We start from the raw sequence: 25,121 nt of genomic DNA, 5'->3' as shown, positions 1-25,121 counted from the left end.
CCGATAACACATTAACCACTCAACGAGGCAAGGAAGGAGACTGATTGATGAACAAGCAGGCAATACGCGTGGCGCTGACGTTCGGTGCCGCGATGACGGCCGTTGCGCCGGCGTTCGCGCAGAGCAGCGTCACGCTGTACGGGATCGTCGATAACGGGATCGGCTACCAGAGCAATGCGACGACGCTCAGCTCGACGAGCGGTGGCAAGTCGGTCGTCAGGATGAACCAGGGGGTGTGGGCCGGCAGCCGTTTCGGCCTCAAGGGCGCGGAAGACCTCGGTGGCGGCACGAAGGCGATCTTCACGCTCGAATCGGGTTTCAACTCCGGCACGGGGGCGATGCAGTACACCGATGCGATGTTCGGGCGGCAGGCGTGGGTCGGGCTGACGAATGCGACTTACGGTACGCTCACGGCGGGCCGGCAATACGCGTCGTACTACCAGACGATGTCGCCGTTCAGCCCGACCACGTGGGTCACCGGCTATTACGGCGCGCACCCGGGCGACGTCGACGGGCTCGACACGATCTACCGCGCGAACAACACGCTCGAGTACACGTCGCCGAAATGGTACGGCCTGACGCTGAGCGGTTCGTATTCGCTCGGCGGCGTGGCCGGAAGCACGAACGCAGGTTCGACGTGGGCGACCGGCATCCAGTACGCGGCCGGCCCGCTCGGCGTCGGCGTCGCGTTCGAGCGCGTGAACAACTCGAACACGGCCGGTGGCACGTGGGGCGCGAGTTCGACGACATCGAACGGCGGTTCACAGATCGGCGTGTCGGCGCTGACGAATGGCTACCAGACCGCGAAGGCGCAGCAGCGGTTCGCCGTTGGCCTCAGCTACCGGTTCAGTGATGCATGGGATGCGACGGCCACGTATACCAACACCGAATACATCCCGGGCTCGGCATCGAAGTTCTTCGATACCGCGATCTTCAACACGGCCGGCGCGGTGCTGCACTGGAAGCCTTCGGCGGTGTGGGATTTCGGTGCGGGCTATGCGTACACGCGCGCGACCGAGGCGAACGGTATCACCGACAGCGCGCAGTATCATCAGTTCAACCTGTCGCAGTACTACTCGCTGTCGAAGCGTACGGGGCTTTACCTGCTCGAAGCGTATCAGCATGCGAAGGGAAAGACGCTCGGCACGAGCGGCGCGGGCAGCATCGTCGCCGCGACGGCGACACTGGGCGACGGCTTCAACTCCACACCGTCGTCGACCGGCAATCAGTTCGCGTTCGGCGCGGGGATCATTCACCGGTTCTGACCGGTGCATCATGCAGGCCGGGCGGCCATACGCCGGTGCAGCGCGTATGGCCGCCGTCACCGGCGGTCGGAGCGAACGCGCGGTCGCCCGTGCACGGCAGTGGCGAGTGGCCCAGCAACGGCCGGCTCGGACAAGCCGCGCCCGTCGCTCCGTCGTCCGACCGGCGCCGCCACCTCAGCGTCCGGTCTTCAGTTGCGCCCACAACCGGTTCTGGAGACGGCGAATCTCGGGCGGCATCGGTTTGAGCAGCGTCATCTTGCTCAGCACTTCGTCTGCCGGATAGACCGACGGATCGCGTGCGATCGCGGGCTTCACGAACTGGCGCGCGGCCTTGTTCGCGGTCGGGTAGAACACCGCGTTGGTGATCGCCGCGTTGACCTTCGGGTCCTGCAGGTAGTTGATCCACTTCAGCGCGGCGTCGCGATTCGGTGCATCCTTCGGGATCACCATCATGTCGAACCACAGCAGCCCGCCTTCCTTCGGATTCGCGAAGCGGATCTCATACGGACGCTTTGCTTCCGCCGCCCGGCGATGCGCGATGCCGACGTCGCCGGAATAGCCGAACGACACGCACAGGTCGTTGTTCGCGAGATCGTTGATGTAACCCGACGAATTGAACTGCGTGATGTACGGGCGCACCTTCTTCAGCACTTCGTATGCGGCGCGGTAATCGGCCGGATTCGTGCTGTTCGGGTCCTTGCCCATGTACTGCAGTGTCGCGGCGAACACGTCGACCGCCTGATCCAGGAACGATACGCCGCAACTCTTCAACTTCGCCATGTTGGCCGGGTCGAACACCAGCGCCCAGCTGTCGACCGGCGCTTTGTCGCCGAGCGCCTTCTTCACGGCCTGCACGTTGTAGCCGATGCCGTCGGTGCCATAAGCCCACGGCACGCCGTACCGGTTGCCGGGATCGGCGTCGGCGACCATCTTCATCAACAGCGGATCGAGGTGCGCCAGGTTCGGCAGCTTCGTCTTGTCCAGTGGCTGGTAGACGTTCGCCTGGATCTGTTTGGCCATGTAGTTCGACGTCGGCACGACGATGTCGTAGCCGGAGTTGCCCGACAGCAGCTTCGCCTGCAGCGTGTCGTCGCTGTCGTAGTTGTCGTAGCGCACGTGCAGGCCGGTCTGCTTCTGGAAATTCGGGATCGTGTCCGGCGCGATGTAGTCGGACCAGTTGTAGATGTTCAGTTCGCCGGCTGCCCGGGCGTGCATGGCGCCGAAGGTGGCAATGCCCGCGACGGACATCATGGCGGCGGTGGCGACGGTGCGGCGGAAGGTGCGGAGTTGCATGGCGTGTTTTCCGTATCGGGGGACGCGGCGCTCGGCGGCTGGCGAGTCGTCGCGTCTCGGTTCAGGGGACGGACGTGTGAAACCGGCCGGCGCACGAAACGGGCGCCGACGATGCATGACGATCACGAGTTCATTCGGGATGCGAAGCGAATCGTGCGGACACAAAGCGCGAGCCGATCGCGTCGCGAGCCACGCGAAGCGATGCGCTGGTCGAAGGGAATGAAGTGGACGCGCTAAGGCAGGAGCGACGCCACGTCGTCGGTGTGGATCGCGACGAACGCGCGTGCGGCGACGGCGTTGTGACGGCGGACGGAACGGCGGGACAGGATGGTATAGATCGACAGATGCAGGCGAGGACTCTGCCGGCGGTCACTGTCGTCGGCGGATGAGATCGCGACACGCACATTGCGCGCATCGCCTCGTCTCCACCGCACCAGCGGGCCACGGATTCTCACGATTACTCTCGACCGGTTGTTGAAAGTATTGAACACCTCGCGATGCGCGGGCGCTTGTCGTTTCACGCTTCGCTCGTCGCGGTTGCCGGTTAGTGGCACCGCGGCCGTCAAGCAAAACGAAAGCATTCTGCAAAGCGAAATCGCCGAAACATGGCGTTCCTGTGAATCATCAGGTAAATCGCTGTAAGGATGTCTCCGGATTTTCCCTAGTGATTCGCGTGGCGATGGAACCGGAAGGCGAGTGTGAGAACACGGGCCGCGCGTGCTCGTGTCGGTCGGCGTGTCGCCGAAGTGATGAGAATATTCGACGGGTCACCGGCGGCATGAGCAACATGCGCGGCACGTGAGTGCGCTCCCGAATAGCGGCCGCGACGCGAACAACGGCGCAAGCAATGGTCAAGCGACCCGGATCCCGAGATTCTCGATCAGCATCGCGGCCTGGTCATACGAGATGGTCGCGCCGCGCAGCACGCCCGACGCGAGCAGCCTGGGCGTGCCGCCGAGGTCCACGTCGCGCAGGTCGGCGCCGTCGAAGCGCACGTCGTTCAGATGCGCGTTGCGCAGGCTGCCGCCTTCGAACACGGCGTCGCGAAAATCCGTGCCGGCGAGATCGGCATCCGAGAAATCGAGCGCCACGAGCCGCGTCTTCCGAAACGAGAAACGGCGCAGGCTCGCTCCCACCAGCAGCGTGTTCGAGAACGCGATGCCGAGCGACTTGCATTCCTCGAAGTCGGCACCAGTGAGCCGGCATTCATCGAAGCGTGCCGAGCTGAGCTTGCTGCGGCGCCAGCTCGTGTTGTTGAGATCGCAGGACTGAAACTGCGCATCTTCGAGATCGGCCGACGCGAAGCTTGCCTGGCGCGCGCGGCAACGAATCCACTCGGTCCGCGCGAGCGTCGCGCCGACGAACGACGCTTCCGCGAGCGCGCAACGCTCGAATCGCAGGCCGCGCAAATCGAGCCGCGACAGGTCCGCGCCTTCGAGATCGCAGTCCTCGAGATGTATCGGCGCGGGCGAGCTTTCGACGAGAAGCAGCAGATCGGCGCGATCGAGCGTTCGGCCGGAGACGGAAACTCCGCAGGGTGCCATGGGGAATTCAGTGTGGGTTGAAGGTTTCGTGCCCGATATCGGCTATTCGGGCTCGCGGCTCATCGGCCGAGCAACGCGGGGAGGTTGCCTTCATGGAGATGAACGCCCACGTGAACGGTCTTGAACCACGAACACGCATACAGCTTGCCGCCGCACATCCGCCACTTCCTGCAGAAAGACAGATCCTCCGACAGCGAGCGCCCATCGGGCTCCCTCAGGAATTCGAAGTGTTCGTACATGGTTGTGGAATTCGGCGACAGGCCTTGATAGCTCGACGGGAACTGCACCTTCGTTTCGGGAAAGGCTTGCGCCATCTTCTCGAATACGCCGTGCGCGATCATCATCAAGCCGGCGCCGCCCGAATGGACTTCGGAAACCGAATCGAGCTGGATCCGGGACGCTGCACCGTCCATCGCATACACGGTCTGGCTGTAATCGGCGCTGAACAACGCGAGCCGCTCGGGCGGCGCCGACGGATCGGCGCGCGCGGCGTCGGCGACCGCGGCCCAGTTGATGCTCTTGGACGGATACAGCCCGAGCATCACGTCGTGCTGCTGTTCGAACATCCGGATCACGTCGCTGCCGCGAAAGCCGATGTCCGCATCGATGAACATCATGTGCGACAGGCCGCTCTGCAGGAAGCGCTCCACCGCGACGTTTCGTTGCTGATGCAACAATGCGGTGCCGCTCAGGTAGAAGTATTCGAACGCGAGGCCGGCGTCCAGGCACGCACGCTGAAGCTCCAGCAGCCCGTTCACGTAGGGCAGGTAGCACATGCCGCCGTAGGCGGGAGTGGCGACGAAAATGCCTTGTTTCATGGTTGGATGGCCTGATCGGGTAGTTGCCGCGTTCGCGCTGCGCGCGGATGACGCTTCCGACCAGCATCTTACGCTCCGTCACCGCGTGCCGGTCGGTGCTTTTTCAGTGCGGTGGCGAGATCGCGTCCGGCGCGGGCGCCGTCATTGCTACGGGCGCAGCAGATCGAATCCGCCGAACACGACCACGCCGCTGAGCGCAATCATCGCGACCGAATGCTGGCCGAAATAGAGAATCGCGGCCGCGAGCCACGTGGTCAGGCAGAAGGCGCCGATGCGGGCCATCGTGAGTTCCTCGAAATGCGTGATGAAGGGGGGCGCGCCGAAGTCGGCGCGTCGTCATGCCGATGTGGGTGCCGGGCCCGCTCTCCGGCTGCGCCGGAGGGCATCGCATGGCGAGCCTGACCGGGCACGCGCCTGCGCCGGGTTGGAGCCCGTGCAGGCCTTGCCGGAAGCCGCCGTTGTGCCGCGGCGGCAGGCAGCCGACGATTTTACCAGCGTCGCCGGTCAGGCAATCCGGCCCCTTCGCGACAATCGACGGTCCGCGCACGTCAGCCACGGCACGGGCGTCGCTCAAGACGCTTCCGGGGACGGGGCTAAAGTTTTATCCGACGAATACCGTAAACCGGTTGCAAGGTATTGCCTGTTCAACCCATCCGGGTTGCACGCTCATTACGGACCAACACGATGCAGATCGATCTTTCCTCCGCCCCGCAAACTTCGCTGGCCGCCGGCAATGCGAATGCCAGCGCGTCCGGCACCGGCACCGGCGCCGCATCGACGGCGACGTCCACCGCTTCGCCGCCGACGAACGGTGCCACGCCGGCCGATGGCGCGGGGCAGACGGTGGGCGCGTCGGGATCCTCGGGCGAGGATCCCGCGGTCAAGCAGCTCAAGCAACTCATCGAGCGTCTGCAGAAACAGCTCGCGCAGCTGCAGCAGCAAATGGCGGGCGCCGCGCAGCGCGCGAAAAGCGACCCGTCCGCGGCGATCGAGCAGCAGACGCTGAGCGCGGAAGCCAGCACGATCTCCGCCGCGCTGTCGACGGCGATCGCCCAGCTTGCCCAGGCGATCCAGAAGTCGGGCGGCTCGACGTCCGGCGGGCTGGTGTCGACGCAGGCCTGACGGCACCGCGCCGCATCGTCCCGCAACGCGGTGCGCGCACGCGTCCCGGCACGCCATTCCGCGCATTACAATCCGAAGCTCGTCTCCCTCGAAAGGACGGCACGACGATGAATGCGGAATACGCCGACGACGATCTCGCCCGTTTCGACGCGCACGGCGGCACGCCGCTGCCGGCGGCCGACACCGAAGGATGGCTGGACCACGACGGCGCGCGCATCTGGCACGCGTCGTTCGGCCATGGGCCGCCGGTCGTGCTGCTGCACGGCGGCCTTGGCCATGGCGGCAACTGGGGCAACCAGGTGCCGGCGCTGCTCGAGGCCGGCTATCGGGCGATCGTGATCGACAGCCGCGGCCACGGCCGCAGCACGCGCGACGATCGCCCTTATTCCTACGAACGCATGGCCGGCGACGTGCTCGCGGTGCTCGATGCGCTGCGCATCGGGCGCGCACGCTTCGTCGGCTGGAGCGACGGGGCGTGCGTGTCGCTCGTGCTCGCCGCCCGCGCGCCGGAGCGTGCTGCCGGCGTGTTCTTCTTCGCATGCAACATGGATCCGGGCGGCACGAAGGAGATGGCGCCGAGCCCGCTGATCGACCGCTGCTTCGCGCGGCACCGCAAGGACTACGCGCGGTTGTCCGCGACGCCGGGCGAGTTCGATGCGTTCGTTGCGGCCGTCAGCGAAATGATGCGCACGCAACCGGATTACAGTGCGGCCGACCTCGCGGCGATCGGCGTGCCGGTCGCGATCGTGCAGGGCGAGCACGACGAGTTCATCCGTCCCGAACACGCGGCGTATCTCGCACGCACGATTCCGGGCGCGACGCTGACGATCCTTCCGGGCGTGAGCCACTTCGCGCCGCTGCAACGGCCCGCGCGCTTCAACGCCGCGATGCTGGCGTTTCTCGACCGGCTGCCGGACTGACGTTCGCATCGCCGGTTCACATGCTGCATAAGATTTTCTTTAGGCTCGCGCAAAATTTCATCGATTGTTGGCAAGCGGCAGGCGGCGGATAGTCCTGCTTCGACAGGCCGGCTGCCGCGAAGGGCGCGGCGCGGGCGGACCTGTTGTCCACGCAACTATCAAGAAATCGAAGGAACCGCAATCATGCGATTCAACGCGATCCGCATTGCCGCGACCTTGTTCGTCGCCGCGTGCGCCGCCGCCACGGCCGGCCGCGCGGCCGCCGCCACGCAGGAAGAGATCCACGACACCGTGACGCGCCACGTCGCGCCGCTGATGAAACGGTTCGCCATTCCCGGCATGGCGATCGGCGTCGTGGCGGACGGCAAGCCCTATGTGTTCGACTACGGCGTGATGTCGACGCAAACCCGCGCGCCCGTGACCGCCGACACGCTGTTCGAGATCGGCTCGGTCAGCAAGACGCTCACCGCGACGCTGGCGGCGGACGCACAGGAAGGCGGCGAACTGTCGCTCGCGGACCGAGCCGGAAAATACCTGCCTGCACTGCAGGGCAAGCCGTTCGGTGCCGTCACGCTGCTCAATCTCGGCACGCATACGCCCGGTGGAATGCCGCTGCAGGTGCCGGACAGCATCCGCGACGACGCGGACCTGATGCGTTATCTCGACGCATGGCGGCCCGCATACGCGCCGGGCACGCGTCGCACGTATTCCAACGTCGCGATCGGGATGCTCGGCATTCTCACCGCGAAGGCGATGCACGAAGACTTCACGGTGCTGATGGAACAGCGGCTGTTCCCCGCGCTCGGGATGACGCACACCTACATCGACGTGCCCGCCGCTCGCCAGGCCGACTACGCGCAGGGTTATACGCAAGATGGCAAGCCGATCCGGATGACGGGCGGCATGCTGTGGCAACCGGCGTACGGCGTCAGGACGACGGCGGCCGACCTGCTGCGCTTCGTGCAGGCGAACATGGGTCTCGTCGAGACGTCGCCGCGGCTGCAACGCGCGCTCGAACGCACGCATACCGGCTATTTCCGGGCAGGCCCGCTCACGCAGGACCTGATCTGGGAACAGTATCCGTATCCCGTCGCGTTGCCGACGCTGCTCGCGGGGAATGCGCCGCCGATGCTCTACGACGCGACGCCTGCCACTCAACTCGAGCCGCCGCTTGCGCCACGCCCGGACACATGGATCAACAAGACGGGATCGACGAACGGCTTCAGCACCTATGTCGCGTTCGTTCCAGCGAAGCGAATCGCGATCGTGATGCTCGCGAACCGCAGCTTCCCGATCGAGGATCGCGTGAAGACTGCGTACCGGATCGTCGAGTCGCTGCACGGTAAGCCGTAACGTGCGCCGTCGCGGCCCGCATGCAATTGCCGACGATCGGCGCGAAGTGTGGATGATCGACTCGCGCGACGAACGAGCGGCGATCGATCACAGTCGCGCCGGACGTCGTGTCACGTACCGGCGCGTTGCGGCCCGAGCAGGTGCTCGGGCCGAAGCACGGGCTCAGGCGGGCGTGGCGTCCGTGGTGCGGGAAGCGGGCTCGCAGGACCCGTTGGCCTCGCTGGACGAAGACGCTGCGGCCAGACGGCGATAGCGCGCGAGCGCCCACAGCGGGAAATACGCGGTATAGCCGTGATACTTCAGGTAGAAGATGCGCGGAAAGCCCGGCGCATTGTGCGACCGGTGCCACCAGAAGCCGTCGTCCTGCTGCACCGATTGCAGATACGCGATGCCGCGCTTCACCGAGTCGGATTCGCAGTCGCCGAATGCCATCTGCGCGAGCAGTGCCCACGCGGTGCAGTTCGACGTGCTTTCACCCGCATTGGTGCCGGCGAGCGCCGGGTCGATGTAGCTGTCGTTCGTTTCGCCCCAGCCGCCGTCCGCGTGCTGGCGAGCGCGCAGCCACGCAAGCGCGCGGGCGATGTACGGCTGCGACGGATCCTCGCCCGCGAGCGCGAGCCCGGCCAGCACGCTCCACGTGCCGTACAGGTAGTTCGTGCCCCAGCGGCCCCACCAACTGCCGTCGGGTTGTTGCGTGCGTTTCACGTAGTCGACCGCGCGCGAGAGCGATGCGCGGTCGTCCGGGCGCTTCGTGACGCCGAAGCACAGCAGCACGCGGCCCGACACATCCTCCGTCGGCGGATCGAGCAGTGCGCCGTGATCGGCGAACGGGATCGCGTTCAGGTACATGCGGTCGCAGTCCGCGTCGAAAGCCGCGAAGCCGCCGTTGCGCGATTGCAGCCCGCGCATCCAGTCGAGCGCGCGTGCGACGCGCGCCGCATACGGATGCGAGCCGTCCGCGTTGCGATGCGCACGCCCGCGGCGGTCGAGCATCGCGGTGACGACTGCGGTGTCGTCGATATCAGGGTAGTACGGGTTCGCATACTGGAACGCCCAGCCACCCGGTTGCGTGTCGGCGGGCGCGTTCTCGATCCAGTCGCCGCGCAGGTCGTTCACCTGGCGCTCGGTGAGCCAGTCGTACGCGCGCGTGATGCGCGCGTCGAGTTCATCCAGTGTGCCCGCGGGTGTGCCCGATTCCGGTGTGGCCACGCCGCGTGCCTGTTCGAGTGCCATCGTGCTCCACGCGGTGTCCCATACCGGCGAAAGGCACGGCTGGCAGTAGACGCTGCCGTCAGGCCGCGTGACGAGCAGCTTCTCGAGCGCGTTCTCGCAGTCGCGGCGCAGCGGATGATCGTCAGGATAACCAAGTACCTCCATCATCTGATAGCTGTACACGATCGGCGGAAAGATCCCGCCGAGGCCGTCCTCGCCGTTCATGCGCTCCGCGCACCATGCTTCCGCATGCCGGATCGCGCGCTGCCGCAGGCGTTTCGGCAGCAACGGCTCGACATGGCGCACCACGCGGTCGAGCGCGAGGAACGCGCGGCGCATCCCGCGCGCGGGCGGGAAATACTGACGTTCCTGGTCGGGCGGCGTGACGAACAGCTCGGGAATCGCGATGTTGCGCGGGTTGCGCGCACGCGCTTTCAGCGAGCACAGCACGAGCAGCGGCACCATCGTCGTGCGCGCCCAGTACGCGACCTTGTACATCGAGATCGGCACCCACTTCGGGAACAGCACGAATTCGATCGGCATGAACGGCGTGGCGCGCCACGGCACCTGGCCGAACGTCGCGAGCAGGATGCGCGTGAACACGTTCGCGCGGGCGGCCCCACCGAGCTTCAGGATCGCATCGCGCGCGCGGACCATGTGCGGCGCGTGCTCGCTGTCGCCGGCGGCCTTCAGCGCGAAGTACGCCTTCACGCTGCAGGAGACGTCCGGATCGCCGTCGACGTACAGGTCCCACCCGCCATGCGTGTCGAGCCGCTGGATCGCGCGCAGGTAGCGCGCCATCTGCGCCTGGCGCGCGTCGTCGATCTTGTCCATGAAATGCATCATCAGGATGTATTCCGCGGTGATCGTCGCGTCGGATTCGAGTTCGAAACACCAGCTGCCGTCAGGCTGCTGAAGACGCATCAGCGCGTCGCGTCCGCGCGCGATCGCGGTGTCGAGCGCGGACCAGTGGGAGGGGGCGGGTTTGTTCATGCGGCGGATCATACCATCCGGATGGAATGTTTACATCGAGACCGCGAGTGCTAACATCGCCCCCATGAAAAAACGCTCCGAATCCGCTTCGCGCGACATCGCCAAGCCCGCCGACGCTGCCGCGCCGGCAGGCACACCGGAAGCCCACGAAGCCGCACCCGTCGCCGGTGTGCGACGAAAAAAGGCACCGGAACAGGTGCGCGCGCAGTTGCTGGAAGCCGCGTCCGAGATCGCGACGCATCACGGCGTGGCTGCGTTGACGCTCGACGCGGTCGCCGAACGCGCGGGCGTGACGAAAGGCGCGCTGCAGTATCACTTTGCGAACAAGCAAGGCTTGCTCGACGCACTGTTCGAGCAGGCGACCGAGCGTTTCGCATCGCAGATGGCCGCGCATCGGGCGGCCGATGCGCACGGCAACGGGGCGGCGGCGCGCGCGTATCTGCATGCCGTGCTCGACACCGCGCAGCCGGCCGCGAGCACCGACGTCCTGCGCGTGCTGGTCGCGTCGATGATCACCGAGCAGGAGACACGTGCGCGCTGGTCGGTGCCGATGCGCGAGTGGACGCGACCGGACCCGGTGCCGCTCGAGCAGGCGGCGACGCTGATGATCTGCCGGCTCGCGGCCGACGGGCTGTGGATCTCCGAGCTACTCGACAGCGTGGAAATTTCGGCCGAGTTGCGCGCGGAGATCGTCCGGCAACTGGACCGGATGAGTGCGGGCGAACCGCCGACCGGCAAGAGCGTGCGCGGCCCGCGCCGCTGAGAGGGTTCGGTCGGCGCGCGGTAGAGCAGTGCCCGTCGATCTCGCCCGCGCCTTGATCTTGCTGCGCACGGTGCCGAGCCGCACATCGTTAACGCGCATTGGACATTTCCAGTCGCTGGTTCCCGCACGCGCTGCATGCGCGGATGCGATGCGATCGATTCCCGCCCGCATCCTCAATATTGGGGATGTCGGCGCGGCGGGGAGTATCTACGATTGTCGACCGAGGATCGCGGCGCGGATGCCGCCGTCACGGCGGCGCCGTTTCGAAGATGGCGCGGCAATGGTCCGATGATATGAACGAAATCATTGCGCGGATCGATGGTGTTCTGACACACGGCGTGCGTACCGTGACGGGCAGCGAATACGACGGGTCCCGCGAACAGACCATGCGGCGACGCGACGATGACGACAGGCCGACGCAGTGTTGCGGGGAGTACCGATCAGATGCTGACGAGAGACTATGTGGAGCGCGAGCTCTCGCATATCGAGAGGATGGGCGCGCTGCTGGAAAGCGATGCCGATCGCGGCGACGCGGCGATGCCTTGCGCGATGCGGGTGAACCGTCCGAGTTACTGGCGCGGGCGCATCGAAGCGCTGCTGGCGATCCCCGGCATGCCGCGGCACGTGACGGAATTCGGGAACGGCCTGCTCGCGAAGATCGACGGGATCGAGTCACGGCCGGTGACGCTGAAGCCGTGACCGGCCTTGGCCCCGGCGGGGCGATGCCGGTCACGCTGAGGGCCAGGGCGCAGACGAGAAAAAGCCACGGAGCAATCCGTGGCTTTCCCTTTCAGTCACGCAGCTGCGTCACGGCCGCGCGCCGCGCGGCATCGTGCGAATGCGCTTACGCAATGCTCTTCGACCAGTTCGCGTACCAGTTGCGGAACAGCGTGTACTGCGCTTCCGCGTAGTTGCGTTGCGCGTCGCTCAGTACGTCGGTTTCGTTGAAGTGCAGCGTGTATTCCTTGTCGCCGTTCAGCACCATCAGGTACTTGTAGTACAGGACCAGATCGCAGCCTTCGTCGAACGACGACAGCACGGCCAGCGCCGCTTCGAGTTCCTTCGCGCGCGCACGGGCGACTGCATCGCCTTGTGCGGCCTTCTTGCACAGGTCGACCAGTTGCAGCACTTCGCGCGGCAGCGCGTTGCCGATGCCGGTGATCGCGCCCGCGGCGCCGCAGTTCACGAAGCCGTGGAAGACTTGCGTGTCGACGCCGGCCATCAGCGTCACGCTGTCGTCCTGCGACGTGATGTGCTCGGCTGCGTACCGCATGTCGGCGGCACCGCCGAATTCCTTGAAGCCGATCAGGTTCGGGTGCTGGCGACGCAGTTCGAAGAACAGGTCGGCGCGGGTCGCGAAGCCGTAGTACGGGCTGTTGTAGATCACGGCCGGCAGGTTCGGCGCGGCGTTCAGGATCGCGGCGAAGTGTGCCTTTTGTGCGGCCGGCGATGCGCCGCGCGACAGCACACGCGGAATCACCATCAGGCCGTGCGCGCCGACCTTCGCGGCATGCGCGGCGTGCGACACGGCTTCCTTCGAGTTCACCGCGCCGGTGCCGACGATCGTCGGGACGCCGGCTTCGACCAGGCGTGCGACGCCTTCCTGGCGCTGCGCTTCGGTCAGCAGCGGCCAGTCGCCCATCGAGCCGCAGTACACCACCGCGCGCATGCCGAGCGCCACCAGTTCCTTGCCCTTCTTCACCAGCGCGTCGAAATCCGGCTGACGGTCAGCGGTGCACGGCGTCATCAGGGCCGGAATGGTGCCGGTAAAAATGTTGTCGCTCATCTCGTTTCCTCACATTCAGATAGGGTCAACTGCCATTGCTGGCAACGTGGGCGGTACGCGTGCTCGCCGTCACGTCGGTGCTTCGCGTGAGCGGGCGGCGGCTGGCCACCTCTCGTTTGCCTCGGTGCCGAAACGTTGCCTCCGGTTTCGCCCGAGAGTCAGCCATCGACGAGTGCATTCTAGCCAGTTCGCATATTTTATACAATATAAAATAAAAAGGGCGTGACGAGGGTCCCCGGCACGGGGCATCCGGAGGTCGGCGCGCTGCGCCACGACGGCCTCCGGCGACGATCGCGAATGATCGCGGAGAATTCGGCGCGATGCGGGTCGAGGCCCGCCACGATGGCCCGCGGCGCCCGACTGCCGTCGCGCAAAGCCCGTCCAGTCGCGCTTTCATCTGTCCGCAATCCCTTCTCCACTGGCTCCCGCAACGACCAAACGCTATACGCCGACGTGTCGCATTTCCACCGAAAGCATTTTTGAGATTGCGTGGATTGTGTATTGGATATTGTATAAAATCTGTCGGCGAGCTTACTCGCGAACCGGCCCATCAAGGGAACTGGAAGACAACGAGAGGAGATACGGAGATGACAAGTCAGGTCGGCGAGGCAGTCTCGCCTGGTACTGCCGGGGCCATGCAGGATGCGGCGTCGAAACGGGAATTGAAGCGGGTCGTCGCGGCGTCGATGGTCGGGTCGGTGGCGGAGTGGTACGAGTTTTTCCTGTATGGAACGGCGTCGGCGCTGGTGTTCGGCACGCACTTCTTCAAGAAGACGGGCAACCCGATCGACGGCCTGCTCGCGGCGTTCGCGCTCTATGCGGTGGGATTCGCCGCGCGGCCGATCGGCGGGCTGGTGTTCGGCTACTACGGCGACAAGTTCGGCCGCAAGTATCTGCTGCAGGTCAGCCTGATCGTGGTCGGCATCACGACGTTTCTGATGGGCTGCCTGCCGACTTTCGATGCGATCGGCTACTGGGCGCCGGTGCTGCTGGTATCGCTGCGCCTGATCCAGGGCTTCGCGTTCGGCGGCGAATGGGGCGGCGCGATCCTGCTGGTCAGCGAGCACAGCCCGGACAACCGCCGTGGCTACTGGGCCAGCTGGCCGCAGGCCGGTGTGCCGGCCGGCAACCTGGTCGCGACCATCATCCTGCTGGTGCTGTCGAGCTCGCTGTCCGAGGCGGACTTCCTGTCCTGGGGCTGGCGCGCGGCGTTCTGGTTCTCGGCGGTGGTCGTGCTGATCGGTTTCTGGATTCGCCGCAAGGTCGACGATGCGCCGATCTTCAAGGAGGCGCAGGCGCGCCGCGCACGCACGCAGGAAAAGCAGCTCGGCGCCGGGCACGTGCTGAAGTACCACTGGCGGCAGGTGCTGATCGGCATCGGCGCGCGCTTTGCCGAGAACATCCTGTACTACATGGTCGTCACGTTCTCGTTGACGTACCTGAAGCTGGTCGTGGGCTTCGATACCACGCGGATCCTGAAGCTGATGTTCGCCGCCAACGCGATCCACTTCTTCTTCATCCCGCTGATGGGCCTGATGTCGGACCTCGTCGGGCGCAAGCCCGTGTACCTGACCGGCGCGATGCTGACCGCCGGCTGGGGCTTCGTCGCGTTCCCGATGATGGATACCGGCAACGACTGGATCATCATGGCCGCGATCGTGCTGGGCCTGTTCATCGAATCGATGACCTACTCGCCGTATTCGGCGCTGATGACCGAGATGTTCCCGACCAACGTGCGCTATACCGCGTTATCACTCTGCTATCAGGTCGCGCCGTTGATGGCCGGCTCGCTCGCGCCGTTGATCGGTCTGTCGCTGCTCGAGCGCTACCATTCGTCGACGCCGATCGCGCTGTACCTGGTCGCGGCGGCGGCGATCTCGATCGTGTGCGTGGGCGTCGCGAAGGAAACGCGCGGCAAATCGCTGCGCGAAGTCGATGCCGAGGCGAATCGGCGGACCCGCGCGTGAGGCATGCGGCCGAAGCGTGATTGAACGCACGAAAGCCGCCCGCGAGGGCGGCTTTTTCCGGTACGTCGCGGATTGTCGGGGAAGAGCAGGGAAGACGGCCGGTATTCGGACATGAAGGATCAGGCGACCGAATCCGGAAATCGCTGGAAACCGGTCCGATTCTCAACGATCGCTGCCGACCCCGACGAGCGCATATCACACGCGTCTTGTGCGAATTGCTCGCCCGCCTTGACGATCGCGGCAGCTTTCGGGAATTGAATCGGGATCCTATGTAACCGCCGGTGCGCCCGCGAGCCTGCCGGAGCGGCGACGGTCCTGCCCGACACGTCGCGTCAGCGCAAAGCCTCGCCGCTGCCCGGTGATGATCGTCGGCTGCAAGCGCGGCTCAGGCCGCCGCCTGCTGAATCGCGTCGTTCCGATCGCCACCGAGGATATCGACGAGATCGGTCAACATGCGCCCCAATTCACCCGTCATCAATGTAACGTCCGAATCGAAGCGTTCGTCGTCGTTCTGCGCGGTGGGATCCGTCGCTTCCTTGATCACGTCGAGCGGCGTGACGCGCTTGATCGTCAGCGACGGCGTCAGCACGAAGGAAATGCGGTCGTTCCAGGTCATCGCGAGGCGCATGCACTGTTTACCGGCCTCGATGTGCCGGCGCATGTCGTCCGCTTCGAGCGCGTGGCCGACGTATCGCACCGTGGCACCGCCTTCGCCGCTCGAGCGCAACTCGGCGTCTTGGTCGACGGTGAATCCGCCCGGCGCATCGCCGGACAGCAGCCAATCCGTCATCGCGGCAACCGGCGAATGTGCCACCTGAACGCCGGCGAGCGGCAATTGATCGATCGATTTGACGAGCAGCCCGCGAACGTCGTCGGCGAGAGCCTGCGCTGCTGCATCGATGACCAGCCAGCCGTTCACCGTATCGATCCACACGCGGGTATCGCGGCGAATGGTGAACGCGCGCGGCAGCAGTTCGTCGGTAACCTGCTCCTTGAGTTCGCGCAGCTGTTTTCGACCCACCTTGAAGCCCTGCTGCTCCTCGATTTCGAGCGCCCGGGCCTTGGTCACCTGATTGACGACCGACGCGGGGAGCAGCTTCTTTTCGGCACGAAACGTCAGCAGCATCTGCCGGTTGATCGAATACACGAGCGCGCCGTCGTCACGCGGCGACGCCCATCCGACGCGCTGCATTTCGATGCTGGTGCCCGGCTGAAACGCGTGGGGCGCCAGCCATTCTTCCATCTGGTCGGCGGTGACGGCCCACGGTGCCGGAAGACGATGAAGCTGAAGATTCTTGAACCACATAGGCGTGCGGGCAAAGCGCATCATTCTATATGACGGTGACGCATACCGGTCGTGAGCGCCGATCGATTCGATGGTTGCTCGGGCGCCCGGACGTCGGCTTCGCCCGCTGAACGGTCATTGCCATCGACCGCGACGTGTTGGCACACTTGCAGGACAGACGCTCGGGGCGCCGCTACGGCCGTTGAACGAGCGCGTGGCTGCACGCGCCGAACGTCGGTGTCCGGCGGCGCGTTGCACCTTGCGAATTCGCGGCACTGTCCGGTGCGACCCGTGCGATGATGTGCGACGACCAACATGAGAGATGGAATGACGACTAGCTTCGACGAGGCGACGACGGCGGCGATCGCCGCGTTTGCCCAATTGGATTTCTACACGGCTGTGCAGGCGATGCGCGCCGAGGCCGATTACGACCACGAACGCGACCAGTGGATCTCGCGCTACATCGACGAGCACGGCGGCGGCGCGGACGATGCAGCATACGATGCGCTGCACGCGCAGGCTCAGGCAACTCCGGAGTACGCGGAGTTCGTCGATGCGGTTCGCCGCGAAATCTTGCAGTACTTCGGCGTGTCCGACGAACAACTGGACATCATGATCCTGCTGCGCAACGACGACAGCGATGAGCTGTGGGCGGAAGTCAATCGGCAGCGGAGCGCGCTGGGAACCGGTGAGGTGCGCGGAGATCTCTGACCGCTGCTTGCCATCGTGTCTCGAGTCGCGCCAACTGCGGGACAGGCGTTGACTTGGGGCGGGCGGTGCATCGCGCTTGCCGTTGCTGCGACTGATCGGTCAATCGCCGGCGCGCTTTCGGATCGTGCGAACGAGTAATCGTTGGGCTCCGATATTTGCGGTCGCTAGTGGTAAGGACCGACCTCCGGTGGCGGGCCGGGAAGCGACGTCCGCGCAAATCCGTGAAGCGCCTTCGGCGCATCAGAACGAGCGGCGCGGCGACGTGAACCACCATGCGGTGGCCTCACGACGGCCCTTCGGCGGCACGGGTGCTCTGCTAATATTGTAGAAAGTATGCAATATCCGTCGCCGCGCCGGCACTTGCCTGACCGCCTTCCCCCCTCCGAACCGCAACATGAACGAGAAACGCCCTGCTCTTGTCTACGCCACGCGCGCCGAAGCCGCAGCGAACGAATTGCGCCGCCGCATCCTGACAGGGGAGTATGTCGACGGCTACCAGCTTCGCCAGGACGCGCTGGCCACCGAGCTCGGCATCAGCCGGATCCCGCTGCGCGAAGCGCTCGTGCAGCTCGAGAGCGAAGGGCTCGTCAAGATCCTGCCCCACAAGGGCGCCATCGTCTCGGAACTGTCCCCGGAAGACATCACGGAACTGTTCGAACTGCGCGCGCTACTGGAGCCCGTCCTGCTGAAGAAGTCGATTCCGAAGCTCACCGCCGAGGATTTCGCCAGGCTCGATGCGATCCTGGAGGAATACAGCAAGGTGCTGCATGCCAGCCAGTCCGGGCGCTGGGGGGAACTGAACACCGAACTGCATCATGTGCTGCTGTCGCGTGCCGACCAGCCGAAGACGGCGGCGATCGTCGCGTCACTGCTGCAGCAGACCGACCGCTACACGCGCGTGCAGTTGTCGCTGTCCGAGGCTGCGCGCGACGTGGCCGAATCCGAACACGCCGAACTGGTCGCGTTGTGCCGCAAGGGCGATGCGCGCGTGGCGGCAGCGCTGCTCAAGCGACATATCGAGCATGCGGGCGGCGAGTTGAACGCTTTCCTTCGGGATCGGCGCCTCGGCCGTTGAGCGCGTGTCCGTCCCGGACGTTGCCCACTTCACGTTGCAGTAGTTCGGGGGCCGAAGGGCGGTTGCATGCTGCGGGGTGCTGCCCGCCTGCGCATCGCGGCAACCGGCCAGCACCTGGGTGCTTCGGCTATCCGCCGCCGATTCCCTGCAGCACCTTGCCCGTGCCGCCGCACACCGTGCACGGCTGGTCTTCGATCATGCCCGTGCCGCGGCACACGCTGCACACGTCTTCGCCCACGCCGGGCGCATCGGGCGGCCCTTCGTCACCCGGATTCAGCGGCGTGTCCTGATTCGGCCCCGCCGACGTTCTGGTCGTCTGCATCTCGTATCTCCTTTCGCGTTTCGGACCTCGCCGCGAGCACGCATCGCGCGTGCCCGTGGCGCCCGCACGCGTGCAGGCGCCGATCCGCATGCCGGAAGCGCGCAACGGCAGGCGCACCGCCCACCAGGACGCGGTGCCTCGTGTGGCGGCCGGTGCGGCGTCGCCAATCGCGGACTAATCCAGCAAGTTCGTGCCGGTGAAAAAAGGTGGCGCTGGCTTCCGGCGCGGATGGCGCGGAGCGCGCCGCGCGGGCGCGGGCGCGGTCGCACGGCGCATGCGGTCGGGCCGGCATCGGCTTGTGGCGTTGCAGGTCGTGGCGCCAGGTGATCAGTCGTCAGATCACAATGGAAATTGAAACGAAAGTCAACGGTAGGCATCGGGAAAACGAAGCATCCGGCTTGCCGATTCAAATGCACGCGGTTCTCCGGAAAACGTTTCGCCGAGAACGCACAAAAACAAGAGGGTTTTCCTCCCTGACCGGCCCTTCACCCGATGCAGTCGGACTTATACGGGTATGCACCAAGTGAGTTAAACGATTAACCGACGTACATTCGCTCCGACACGTCATACAACGTATGACTGCGGTCACGGGGCGCGCACCGACGCATGCGGACGCCGACCGAATCGCCGCCAAACAACGAGCAAACCAAAGGAGACTGACGATGAAGCACCGATTCACCCGCTCCCGTACCGCACTGGCCGTCGCGCTGATGGCCGGCTTCGCGGTGTCCGCGCAGGCCCGCGTGTTCCGCTCGGCGGACGTGCACGGCGACAGCTTCCCGACCAACATGGCGGTCAAGTACATGGGCGACGAGCTGTCGAAGCTGACGGGCGGCAAGGATTCGATCAAGGTGTTCGGCAACAGTGCGCTCGGCTCCGAGAAGGACACGGTCGACCAGGTGCGGATCGGCGCGATCGACATGGCGCGCGTGAACGGCGCGTCGTTCAACGAGATCGTGCCGGAGTCGCTGATTCCGTCGTTCCCGTTCCTGTTCCGCGACGTCGACCATTTCCGCAAGGCGATGTATGGTCCGGCCGGCCAGAAGATCCTCGACGCATTCGCGGCGAAGGGAATGATCGCGCTGACGTTCTACGAGAGCGGCGCCCGCTCGATCTACGCGAAGCGCCCGGTGCGCACGCCGGCCGACATGAAAGGGCTGAAGGTGCGTGTGCAACCGTCCGACCTGATGGTCGACGAGATCAAGGCGATGGGCGGCACGCCGACGCCGATGCCGTTCGCCGAGGTCTACACGGGCCTGAAGACGGGCCTCGTCGATGCGGCGGAAAACAACCTGCCGTCCTACGAGGAAACCAAGCACTTCGAGGTAGCGCCCGACTACTCGGAGACGCAGCACGCGATGACGCCGGAAGTGCTGGTGTTCTCGAAGAAGATCTGGGACACGCTGTCGCCGCAGGAACAGGCCGCGATCAGGAAGGCCGCGGCCGATTCGGTGCCGTACTACCAGAAACTGTGGACCGCGCGCGAGGCATCGGCGCAGCAGGCCGTGACGAAGGGCGGCGCGAAGATCCTGCCGGCCGCGCAAATCGATCGCGCGGCATTCGTGAAGGCGATGCAGCCGCTGTGGGCCAAGTACGAGAAGACGCCGCAGATGAAGCAGATCGTCGACGAGATCGAGGCCACCAAGTGACCCGTCGCACTTCCCTGAACGGTGCGGCGGCCGTGGGCTCGCCGGATGCGGCTGCCGCCGATGGCGCGGCACCGTGCCGGCCGCGCGCGGCCGCGCCGCTCCTGCGTTGCGTGAACGACCTGCTGTTTCGCGCGCTGGCCGTGGTCGCGTCGCTGTGTCTCGCGGCGCTCACCGTGCTCGTGTTCTACGCGGTCGTGATGCGTTACGTGTTCGAGAACGCGCCCGATTTCGTCGAGCCGATCGCGCTGCTGCTGGTGATCGTGATCGCGATGTTCGGCGCGGCGATGAAGGTGCGCGACGGCGGCCACATCGGCCTCGACTCGCTCGTGCGGCGCCTGTCGCCGGGTGCGCGCACCGTGGTGATCGCGATTCAGCACGCGAGCCTGATCGCGTTCGCGATCGCGATCATGGTCGGCTGCGGCAGCATGGCCGCGGAGACGATGGGCGACCGCATTCCGATCATCGGGCTGCCCGAAGGCGTGCGCTACCTGATCACGATTCCGGCGGCGATCGCCATCATCCTCTTCTCGCTCGAGCACCTGCTCGCGCTTCGTCGTTCTTCGTCGGGCCAATAACGCCATGGAACTCGCGATTCTGTCCGTCAGTTTTCTGATTTTCCTCGTGCTCGGCGTGCCCGTTTCGTTCGCGCTCGGGATCGCCTGCGTGCTGACCTACATGGTCGAAGGGCTGCCGATCGCAACCGCGATGCAGTCGATGATCTCGGGGATGAACGCATTCTCGTTCCTCGCGGTGCCGTTCTTCATCTTCTCCGGCGAGCTGATGCTGCACGGCGGCATCGCGGACCGGATCCTGCGTTTCGCGCAGGCGACCGTCGGTCACTTCCGCGGCGGCCTCGGGATGGCCAACGTCGTCGCGTGCACGTTGTTCGGCGGCGTGTCGGGTTCGCCCACGGCCGATACGTCCGCGATGGGCGGCGTCGTGATCCCGCTGATGAAGCGCGAAGGCTACAGCGCGGCGTACGCGGTCAACGTGACGACCCACGCGTCGCTCGCCGGCGCGCTGATGCCGACGTCGACCAACATGATCATCTACGCGTTCGCCGCGCAGGGCATTACCGGCATGCTGCACGGCCAGCAGGTGAGTGGCGTGTCGATCGGCGACCTGCTGTTCTCCGGGCTGCTGCCGGTGCTCTGGGTGATGGGCTTCGTGCTCGCCGCCGCATACTGGCAAGCCGTGCGGCACGGCTATCCGCGTCGTGAAGACGGTTCGTCCGCGCTGCCGGCGTTCCCGGGCTGGTATGCGGTGCTGCGCAGCTTCGTCGGCGCGGTGCCGGGCCTGATGGTGATCGCGATCATCCTCGTGTGCGTTGCGAAGGGGATCGCCACTGCAACCGAAGCGGCCGCGATCGCCGTCGTTTACTCGCTCGTGCTGACGGCGATCGTGTACCGCACGCTGACCGTCGAGAAGCTGCGCCGCGCGCTGTCGCATGCGGCGCGCACGACGGGCGTCGTGCTGCTGCTGATCGCCGTGTCGAACATGCTGCGCTTCCAGATGTCGTACCTGGAGATCCCGGATGCGATCGAGGGGCTGCTGAAGCAGTCGACCGCCGCTCCGTGGCTGATGCTGCTGTACATCAACATCATCCAGGTGTTCCTCGGCACGTTCGTCGACATGGCCGCGCACATCCTGATCACGACGCCGTTGTTCCTGCCGATCGCGATGGCGTGCGGCGTCGGGCCGGTGCAGTTCGGGATCATGCTGCTGCTGAACTGCTCGCTCGGCCTCGTCCATCCGCCGATCGGCTCGGTGCAGTTCGTCGGCTGCGCGATCGGCAACGTGTCGATCGGCGAGACGACGAAGATGGCGTGGCCGTATTACCTCGCGATCTTCAGTGCGATCAACATCGTCACGTACATGCCGTTTTTCTCCACCTGGCTGCCGAGCCTCATCAGCGGGCACGCGGTGTTCTGAGCGCACGTTTCGCTCGTCGCGGCGCGGGACGACCGAGGTTGTCCCGCGCCGTCGTCACGTCAACTGTCGTTTCGTGCACGGAACATTCACATCGACGTGAATGCAGCATGGCGCGCCGTCGCGGCCGCCGCGTTGCTCGCGCACGCAGCGACGTCGAGCGTTCGTCTCGAACAACCATGGCCGCGACGTGCCGGAGCTCGACGTCGTTGCCGTCGCGCGGCGCCAGTGCGAGGCGGGTGTCACACGCAATGGCGGCAACTTGTGCGATGATTCGCCGCTTCGCGTTCGTCGCAGAACGCCGCGCATCGCGATGCCCGTTTTTTGGGCCGCCGCCGATCGCATTGACCTCCGGAGACGACATGCCCGCACACATCGTTCATGGCAGCACACTGCATTACCAGGATCACGGCACCGGCTTTCCGGTGCTCCTCGGCCACAGCTATCTGTGGGACTCCGCAATGTGGGCGCCGCAGATCGACGCGTTATCGAGCCGCTATCGCGTGATCGTGCCGGACCTGTGGGGCCATGGCGAATCGGGCCCGCTGCCGGATGGCAGCCAGACGCTCGACGACCTCGCCGCGCACGCGAGCGCGTTGCTCGATGCGCTGGAGATCGAACGCTGCGCGATCGTCGGGCTGAGCGTCGGCGGGATGTGGGGGGCGCGGCTCGCGCTGCGCGAACCGCAGCGCGTGCGCTCGCTCGTGTTGATGGATGCGTCGCTGGAGTCCGAACCCGACGCGACGCGATTGCGCTACTTCGGGATGCTCGATGCGATCGCCGCCGCCGGTTGCATCGCGCCGCCGCTGCTCGATGCGATCGTGCCGCTGTTTTTCCAGCCGAACGTGAATCTCGCGGGCCCGGTGCCGACTGCCTTTCGCGCCGCGCTCGCAAACCTGCCGGCCGATCGGCTGCGGCAGTCGATCGTCCCGCTTGGCCGGTTGATCTTCGGGCGGCCGGATACGCTCGCCGAGCTCGCCGAACTGGATGCCGGGTGCACGCTGCTGATGTGCGGCGCGGGCGACATGGCGCGCCCGCCGTCCGAGACGGCGAAGATGGCCAGCGTGATCGGCTGCCGCCACGCGCTGGTGCCTGACGCCGGACACATCTCGAATCTCGAGAATCCCGCTTTCGTTACGCGGATGCTGCTCGACTGGTTCGACGAACAGCAGCTCGCAGCGGACTGAACACCGCGCGCAATGCCGGCGGCGGGTGCCGTGCGGCGTCGCGTGACGACGCAACGGCTTGCTTACTGCTACTGCAGCACCGCCTTACCGGACTACGCGCGTTCGCCGATCGGCGTGAACTTGCGTTCGCGCACGCGCCCTTCGTCGACGCCACGGCGAATAAGGTCCTGCGCTTCCGCACGGCTCGCGACACACGGCGTGGAGCCGGGCAGCGGCCGGCGCGCGGTTTCGCGCAGCGCGAGTACCGACACGATGCCGATGAACGACGCACCCATCAGGCAGTAGGCCGGCATCATCAGGTCGCCGGTGCGATCGACCAGCCACGCGGTGACGAGCGGCGTCGTGCCGCCGAACAGCGCACCGACACGTTGAAGCCGATCGCGAGCGCGCCGAATCGGAACGGGTCTTTGCGTAGCGAAGCCGGCGCAGAATAATTCGGAGTGCGAATGCACGGAGGTGGCGATCCGGCATCGGGATCGCCACCGGTGCATCAGAACATGTGACGGATCCCGACGTTCGCGCCGACGGTCGTGCCGGTGACCGCATAAAGCGCGTTGTTGATCCCGAGCCCGGTGTTCATCGCACCGTGGTTGTTGACCATCGCGACCTGCGCGTACAGCGCGGTCGCCTTCGACAGGCTGTAGGTCGTGCCGACGGCCGCGAGCAGCGAGTGATTGGCCGTGTCGTTGCGATCGCTGGTGAACCAGACGCCGCCGTTCAGGTCGACGGCCGGCGTCGCCTGGTAGTCGAGCCCGCCGCCATACACGTTGTTGCTGAACGATCCACCGACCTTGTAGCTCGTGAACGACGCCTTCGCGGTGACGGGACCGAACCGGTACGCGGCGCCGATCGTGCGGCCGACGAAGGCGACGGTGCTGGGCGTCGGCGTCGGATTGGTGCCGTCGTTGCCGTCGTAGAACGCGGCGTCGATCATGAAACCCTCATGTTCGTACTTGAGGCTCGCCGAATACTGGCGGCCGGCCTGGAAGTCGCCGGCCTTGCCGCCGAACGCGAACATCGCGCTGCCGGTGAGGCCCGCGATCGTCGGGCTTGTATACGACACGGCGTTCGGGTTGAACAGGCCCGTCACCAGCACGTTGTCGACGTAGTTGATCAGCCCGCTGCCGAAGTGCGAGAAGCTGCGCGGATCCGAATCGAAGATCGCGAGCAGGAATGGCGAATACTGCACGCCCGCCTTGACCGTGCCGAAGCCGCCGTCGAGGCCGACCCACGCCTGGCGGCCGAAGAAGTTGCCGTTCGAATGGGCGAACGCGCCGTTGGTGACGGCAAAGCCGCTTTCGAGCTGGAATTTCGCCTTGAGGCCGCCACCGAGGTCCTCGGTGCCGGTCATCCCGAACGTCGTCGGCGTCATGCCGGTGTCGGTCATCGCGAACTGATGGCCGGCGTTCGTGCCAGTGGCTGCGTCGAGCGTCTTGCTCGTATACAGCAACGCGGCGTCGAGATTGCCGTACAGCGTCACGCTGCTTTGCGCGAACGCGCCACCGCTGACTACGGCGCCCGCCAGCGCGGCGCAACCGATCACGATTCTGCTTTTCATTGAGTGTCTCCAGTGTTGTTGTACGTCGATGCATTGAACGGGGGGATGCGGCGGACGTCCGCGAAGCGGTGTCCGGCGCGCGGGCCGCATACGCAGGGTGGGGCGCGGCGAAACGCACGTGCGTGGCCGGGTGTCGGCCGCGTGCGACGCGTTCGTGGCGGGGATGGGCGCCGGAACGCGCGTGCGTCGAAGAATTCGGGCGGGGCCGGCCCACGCCGGCCCCGTCATTCAGAGCGACTGGCCGAGCTGCTCGAGGATCGCCGGGTTCTCGAGCGTGGAGGTGTCCTGCGTGATCGCCTCGCCCTTCGCGAGCGAGCGCAGCAGGCGCCGCATGATCTTGCCCGAGCGCGTCTTCGGCAGGTTGTCGCC

Annotated in this window: 23 protein-coding genes and 1 pseudogene; 13 read left to right on the top strand and 11 right to left on the bottom strand. The window is 65.8% G+C overall.

Translation table 11 applies throughout. From position 1 onward, the window contains the following. Nucleotides 1-47 precede the first annotated feature (47 nt). Nucleotides 48-1,265 (top strand): porin, encoded by a 1,218-nt coding sequence (locus HW466_RS27260; protein ID WP_151003202.1) that lies wholly within the window; start codon nt 48-50, stop codon nt 1,263-1,265. Nucleotides 1,266-1,439: 174 nt separating this feature from the next. On the opposite strand, the gene HW466_RS27255 is transcribed toward HW466_RS27260, so the two are convergent. The 5 genes from HW466_RS27255 to HW466_RS32155 all read right to left on the bottom strand — a co-directional run bounded on the left by HW466_RS27255 (nt 1,440) and on the right by HW466_RS32155 (nt 5,202). After that, entirely contained in the window at nt 1,440-2,516 is a 1,077-nt protein-coding gene (locus tag HW466_RS27255) for a polyamine ABC transporter substrate-binding protein (RefSeq protein WP_230938243.1), read from the bottom strand. 275 nt (nt 2,517-2,791) lie between these two features. Further along, nucleotides 2,792-3,079, bottom strand: coding sequence for a hypothetical protein (locus HW466_RS27250; protein ID WP_196483617.1), 288 nt, complete (start codon nt 3,077-3,079; stop codon nt 2,792-2,794). A 330-nt stretch (nt 3,080-3,409) separates the two neighbouring features. Continuing rightward, nucleotides 3,410-4,102, bottom strand: a complete 693-nt coding sequence (locus HW466_RS27245; RefSeq protein WP_059541583.1) for a pentapeptide repeat-containing protein — start codon at nt 4,100-4,102, stop codon at nt 3,410-3,412. A 59-nt stretch (nt 4,103-4,161) separates the two neighbouring features. After that, nucleotides 4,162-4,920, bottom strand: a complete 759-nt coding sequence (locus HW466_RS27240; RefSeq protein ID WP_059799788.1) for a hypothetical protein — start codon at nt 4,918-4,920, stop codon at nt 4,162-4,164. Between the two features lie 147 nt (nt 4,921-5,067). Beyond that, nucleotides 5,068-5,202: a hypothetical protein gene (locus HW466_RS32155; RefSeq protein ID WP_006750603.1), complete on the bottom strand. Its 135-nt coding sequence runs from the start codon at nt 5,200-5,202 to the stop codon at nt 5,068-5,070. Between the two features lie 402 nt (nt 5,203-5,604). Between HW466_RS32155 and HW466_RS27235 the strand changes: the two genes are divergently transcribed. The 3 genes from HW466_RS27235 (at nt 5,605) to ampC (ending at nt 8,315) form a co-directional block, all read left to right on the top strand. Further along, complete coding sequence (locus HW466_RS27235) at nt 5,605-6,042, top strand: hypothetical protein (RefSeq protein WP_151003205.1); 438 nt, start codon at nt 5,605-5,607, stop codon at nt 6,040-6,042. A gap of 107 nt (nt 6,043-6,149) precedes the next feature. Continuing rightward, nucleotides 6,150-6,962 carry an alpha/beta fold hydrolase gene (locus HW466_RS27230; RefSeq protein ID WP_151003207.1) on the top strand — a complete coding sequence of 271 codons (813 nt, stop codon included), beginning with the start codon at nt 6,150-6,152 and terminating at the stop codon, nt 6,960-6,962. Nucleotides 6,963-7,145: 183 nt separating this feature from the next. Then, the gene (ampC, locus tag HW466_RS27225) at nt 7,146-8,315 is read left to right on the top strand and encodes a class C beta-lactamase (protein ID WP_059772519.1); all 1,170 of its coding nucleotides are present in this window, start codon (nt 7,146-7,148) and stop codon (nt 8,313-8,315) included. A gap of 162 nt (nt 8,316-8,477) precedes the next feature. Here the strand turns inward: ampC and shc are convergent, their stop codons facing one another. After that, complete coding sequence (shc, locus tag HW466_RS27220; RefSeq protein ID WP_151003209.1) at nt 8,478-10,532, bottom strand: squalene--hopene cyclase; 2,055 nt, start codon at nt 10,530-10,532, stop codon at nt 8,478-8,480. Nucleotides 10,533-10,584: 52 nt separating this feature from the next. Between shc and HW466_RS27215 the strand changes: the two genes are divergently transcribed. Together HW466_RS27215 and HW466_RS27210 are read left to right on the top strand one after the other, a co-directional pair. Beyond that, on the top strand, nt 10,585-11,283 hold the full coding sequence (locus tag HW466_RS27215; RefSeq protein WP_151003211.1) for a TetR/AcrR family transcriptional regulator: 699 nt from the start codon (nt 10,585-10,587) through the stop codon (nt 11,281-11,283). A 444-nt stretch (nt 11,284-11,727) separates the two neighbouring features. Further along, the gene (locus HW466_RS27210; protein WP_151003213.1) at nt 11,728-11,982 is read left to right on the top strand and encodes a hypothetical protein; all 255 of its coding nucleotides are present in this window, start codon (nt 11,728-11,730) and stop codon (nt 11,980-11,982) included. Between the two features lie 145 nt (nt 11,983-12,127). Here HW466_RS27210 and HW466_RS27205 read toward each other — a convergent pair whose 3' ends face one another. Further along, a complete protein-coding gene (locus tag HW466_RS27205; RefSeq protein WP_059505771.1) occupies nt 12,128-13,069 on the bottom strand; it encodes a dihydrodipicolinate synthase family protein in 942 nt (313 codons plus the stop codon). 587 nt (nt 13,070-13,656) lie between these two features. Between HW466_RS27205 and abaF the strand changes: the two genes are divergently transcribed. After that, a complete protein-coding gene (gene abaF / locus HW466_RS27200) occupies nt 13,657-15,036 on the top strand; it encodes a fosfomycin efflux MFS transporter AbaF (protein ID WP_151003215.1) in 1,380 nt (459 codons plus the stop codon). A gap of 385 nt (nt 15,037-15,421) precedes the next feature. Here the strand turns inward: abaF and HW466_RS27195 are convergent, their stop codons facing one another. Continuing rightward, nucleotides 15,422-16,342, bottom strand: coding sequence for a recombination-associated protein RdgC (locus HW466_RS27195; RefSeq protein ID WP_059449227.1), 921 nt, complete (start codon nt 16,340-16,342; stop codon nt 15,422-15,424). A 306-nt stretch (nt 16,343-16,648) separates the two neighbouring features. Here HW466_RS27195 and HW466_RS27190 point away from each other — a divergent pair, with 306 nt between their 5' ends. Further along, nucleotides 16,649-17,032: a hypothetical protein gene (locus HW466_RS27190; RefSeq protein WP_059505767.1), complete on the top strand. Its 384-nt coding sequence runs from the start codon at nt 16,649-16,651 to the stop codon at nt 17,030-17,032. Between the two features lie 394 nt (nt 17,033-17,426). Further along, entirely contained in the window at nt 17,427-18,107 is a 681-nt protein-coding gene (locus HW466_RS27185) for a GntR family transcriptional regulator (protein WP_151003217.1), read from the top strand. Between the two features lie 127 nt (nt 18,108-18,234). Here the strand turns inward: HW466_RS27185 and HW466_RS27180 are convergent, their stop codons facing one another. Beyond that, nucleotides 18,235-18,429, bottom strand: coding sequence for a hypothetical protein (locus HW466_RS27180; protein WP_059943827.1), 195 nt, complete (start codon nt 18,427-18,429; stop codon nt 18,235-18,237). A 662-nt stretch (nt 18,430-19,091) separates the two neighbouring features. Here HW466_RS27180 and HW466_RS27175 point away from each other — a divergent pair. The 4 genes from HW466_RS27175 (at nt 19,092) to HW466_RS27160 (ending at nt 23,194) form a co-directional block, all read left to right on the top strand. After that, nucleotides 19,092-20,078: a TRAP transporter substrate-binding protein gene (locus HW466_RS27175; protein ID WP_059505762.1), complete on the top strand. Its 987-nt coding sequence runs from the start codon at nt 19,092-19,094 to the stop codon at nt 20,076-20,078. Beyond that, nucleotides 20,075-20,653 (top strand): TRAP transporter small permease, encoded by a 579-nt coding sequence (locus tag HW466_RS27170; RefSeq protein WP_059449223.1) that lies wholly within the window; start codon nt 20,075-20,077, stop codon nt 20,651-20,653. The genes HW466_RS27175 and HW466_RS27170 overlap by 4 nt, the downstream gene beginning before the upstream one ends. 4 nt (nt 20,654-20,657) lie before the next feature. Continuing rightward, entirely contained in the window at nt 20,658-22,010 is a 1,353-nt protein-coding gene (locus HW466_RS27165; RefSeq protein WP_059449222.1) for a TRAP transporter large permease, read from the top strand. Between the two features lie 359 nt (nt 22,011-22,369). Next, a complete protein-coding gene (locus HW466_RS27160; RefSeq protein ID WP_151006238.1) occupies nt 22,370-23,194 on the top strand; it encodes an alpha/beta fold hydrolase in 825 nt (274 codons plus the stop codon). A 92-nt stretch (nt 23,195-23,286) separates the two neighbouring features. Here HW466_RS27160 and HW466_RS27155 read toward each other — a convergent pair. Both HW466_RS27155 and HW466_RS27150 read right to left on the bottom strand, forming a co-directional pair. After that, a pseudogene (locus HW466_RS27155) lies at nt 23,287-23,591 on the bottom strand (MFS transporter); the annotation flags it as partial. A 93-nt stretch (nt 23,592-23,684) separates the two neighbouring features. After that, entirely contained in the window at nt 23,685-24,752 is a 1,068-nt protein-coding gene (locus HW466_RS27150; RefSeq protein WP_059772537.1) for a porin, read from the bottom strand. Nucleotides 24,753-25,121: the final 369 nt, after the last annotated feature.

Origin of the sequence: Burkholderia territorii (genome assembly GCF_902833055.1) — a bacterium.
Taxonomy (GTDB): domain Bacteria; phylum Pseudomonadota; class Gammaproteobacteria; order Burkholderiales; family Burkholderiaceae; genus Burkholderia; species Burkholderia territorii.
The sequence above is the reverse complement of the archived record's forward strand: the minus strand, read 5'-3'. Positions and strand labels throughout refer to the sequence as shown.

What these genes read in the sequence shown, in the direction of transcription:
- HW466_RS27260 (WP_151003202.1), top strand. Translation starts at nt 48, where the DNA reads ATGAACAAGCAGGCAATACGCGTGGCGCTGACGTTCGGTGCCGCGATG.
- HW466_RS27255 (WP_230938243.1), bottom strand. Translation starts at nt 2,516, where the DNA reads ATGATGTCCGTCGCGGGCATTGCCACCTTCGGCGCCATGCACGCCCGG.
- HW466_RS27245 (WP_059541583.1), bottom strand. Translation starts at nt 4,102, where the DNA reads ATGGCACCCTGCGGAGTTTCCGTCTCCGGCCGAACGCTCGATCGCGCC.
- HW466_RS27240 (WP_059799788.1), bottom strand. Translation starts at nt 4,920, where the DNA reads ATGAAACAAGGCATTTTCGTCGCCACTCCCGCCTACGGCGGCATGTGC.
- HW466_RS32155 (WP_006750603.1), bottom strand. Translation starts at nt 5,202, where the DNA reads ATGGCCCGCATCGGCGCCTTCTGCCTGACCACGTGGCTCGCGGCCGCG.
- HW466_RS27235 (WP_151003205.1), top strand. Translation starts at nt 5,605, where the DNA reads ATGCAGATCGATCTTTCCTCCGCCCCGCAAACTTCGCTGGCCGCCGGC.
- HW466_RS27230 (WP_151003207.1), top strand. Translation starts at nt 6,150, where the DNA reads ATGAATGCGGAATACGCCGACGACGATCTCGCCCGTTTCGACGCGCAC.
- ampC (WP_059772519.1), top strand. Translation starts at nt 7,146, where the DNA reads ATGCGATTCAACGCGATCCGCATTGCCGCGACCTTGTTCGTCGCCGCG.
- shc (WP_151003209.1), bottom strand. Translation starts at nt 10,532, where the DNA reads ATGATCCGCCGCATGAACAAACCCGCCCCCTCCCACTGGTCCGCGCTC.
- HW466_RS27215 (WP_151003211.1), top strand. Translation starts at nt 10,585, where the DNA reads ATGAAAAAACGCTCCGAATCCGCTTCGCGCGACATCGCCAAGCCCGCC.
- HW466_RS27210 (WP_151003213.1), top strand. Translation starts at nt 11,728, where the DNA reads ATGCTGACGAGAGACTATGTGGAGCGCGAGCTCTCGCATATCGAGAGG.
- HW466_RS27205 (WP_059505771.1), bottom strand. Translation starts at nt 13,069, where the DNA reads ATGAGCGACAACATTTTTACCGGCACCATTCCGGCCCTGATGACGCCG.
- abaF (WP_151003215.1), top strand. Translation starts at nt 13,657, where the DNA reads ATGACAAGTCAGGTCGGCGAGGCAGTCTCGCCTGGTACTGCCGGGGCC.
- HW466_RS27195 (WP_059449227.1), bottom strand. Translation starts at nt 16,342, where the DNA reads ATGTGGTTCAAGAATCTTCAGCTTCATCGTCTTCCGGCACCGTGGGCC.
- HW466_RS27190 (WP_059505767.1), top strand. Translation starts at nt 16,649, where the DNA reads ATGACGACTAGCTTCGACGAGGCGACGACGGCGGCGATCGCCGCGTTT.
- HW466_RS27185 (WP_151003217.1), top strand. Translation starts at nt 17,427, where the DNA reads ATGAACGAGAAACGCCCTGCTCTTGTCTACGCCACGCGCGCCGAAGCC.
- HW466_RS27180 (WP_059943827.1), bottom strand. Translation starts at nt 18,429, where the DNA reads ATGCAGACGACCAGAACGTCGGCGGGGCCGAATCAGGACACGCCGCTG.
- HW466_RS27175 (WP_059505762.1), top strand. Translation starts at nt 19,092, where the DNA reads ATGAAGCACCGATTCACCCGCTCCCGTACCGCACTGGCCGTCGCGCTG.
- HW466_RS27165 (WP_059449222.1), top strand. Translation starts at nt 20,658, where the DNA reads ATGGAACTCGCGATTCTGTCCGTCAGTTTTCTGATTTTCCTCGTGCTC.
- HW466_RS27160 (WP_151006238.1), top strand. Translation starts at nt 22,370, where the DNA reads ATGCCCGCACACATCGTTCATGGCAGCACACTGCATTACCAGGATCAC.
- HW466_RS27150 (WP_059772537.1), bottom strand. Translation starts at nt 24,752, where the DNA reads ATGAAAAGCAGAATCGTGATCGGTTGCGCCGCGCTGGCGGGCGCCGTA.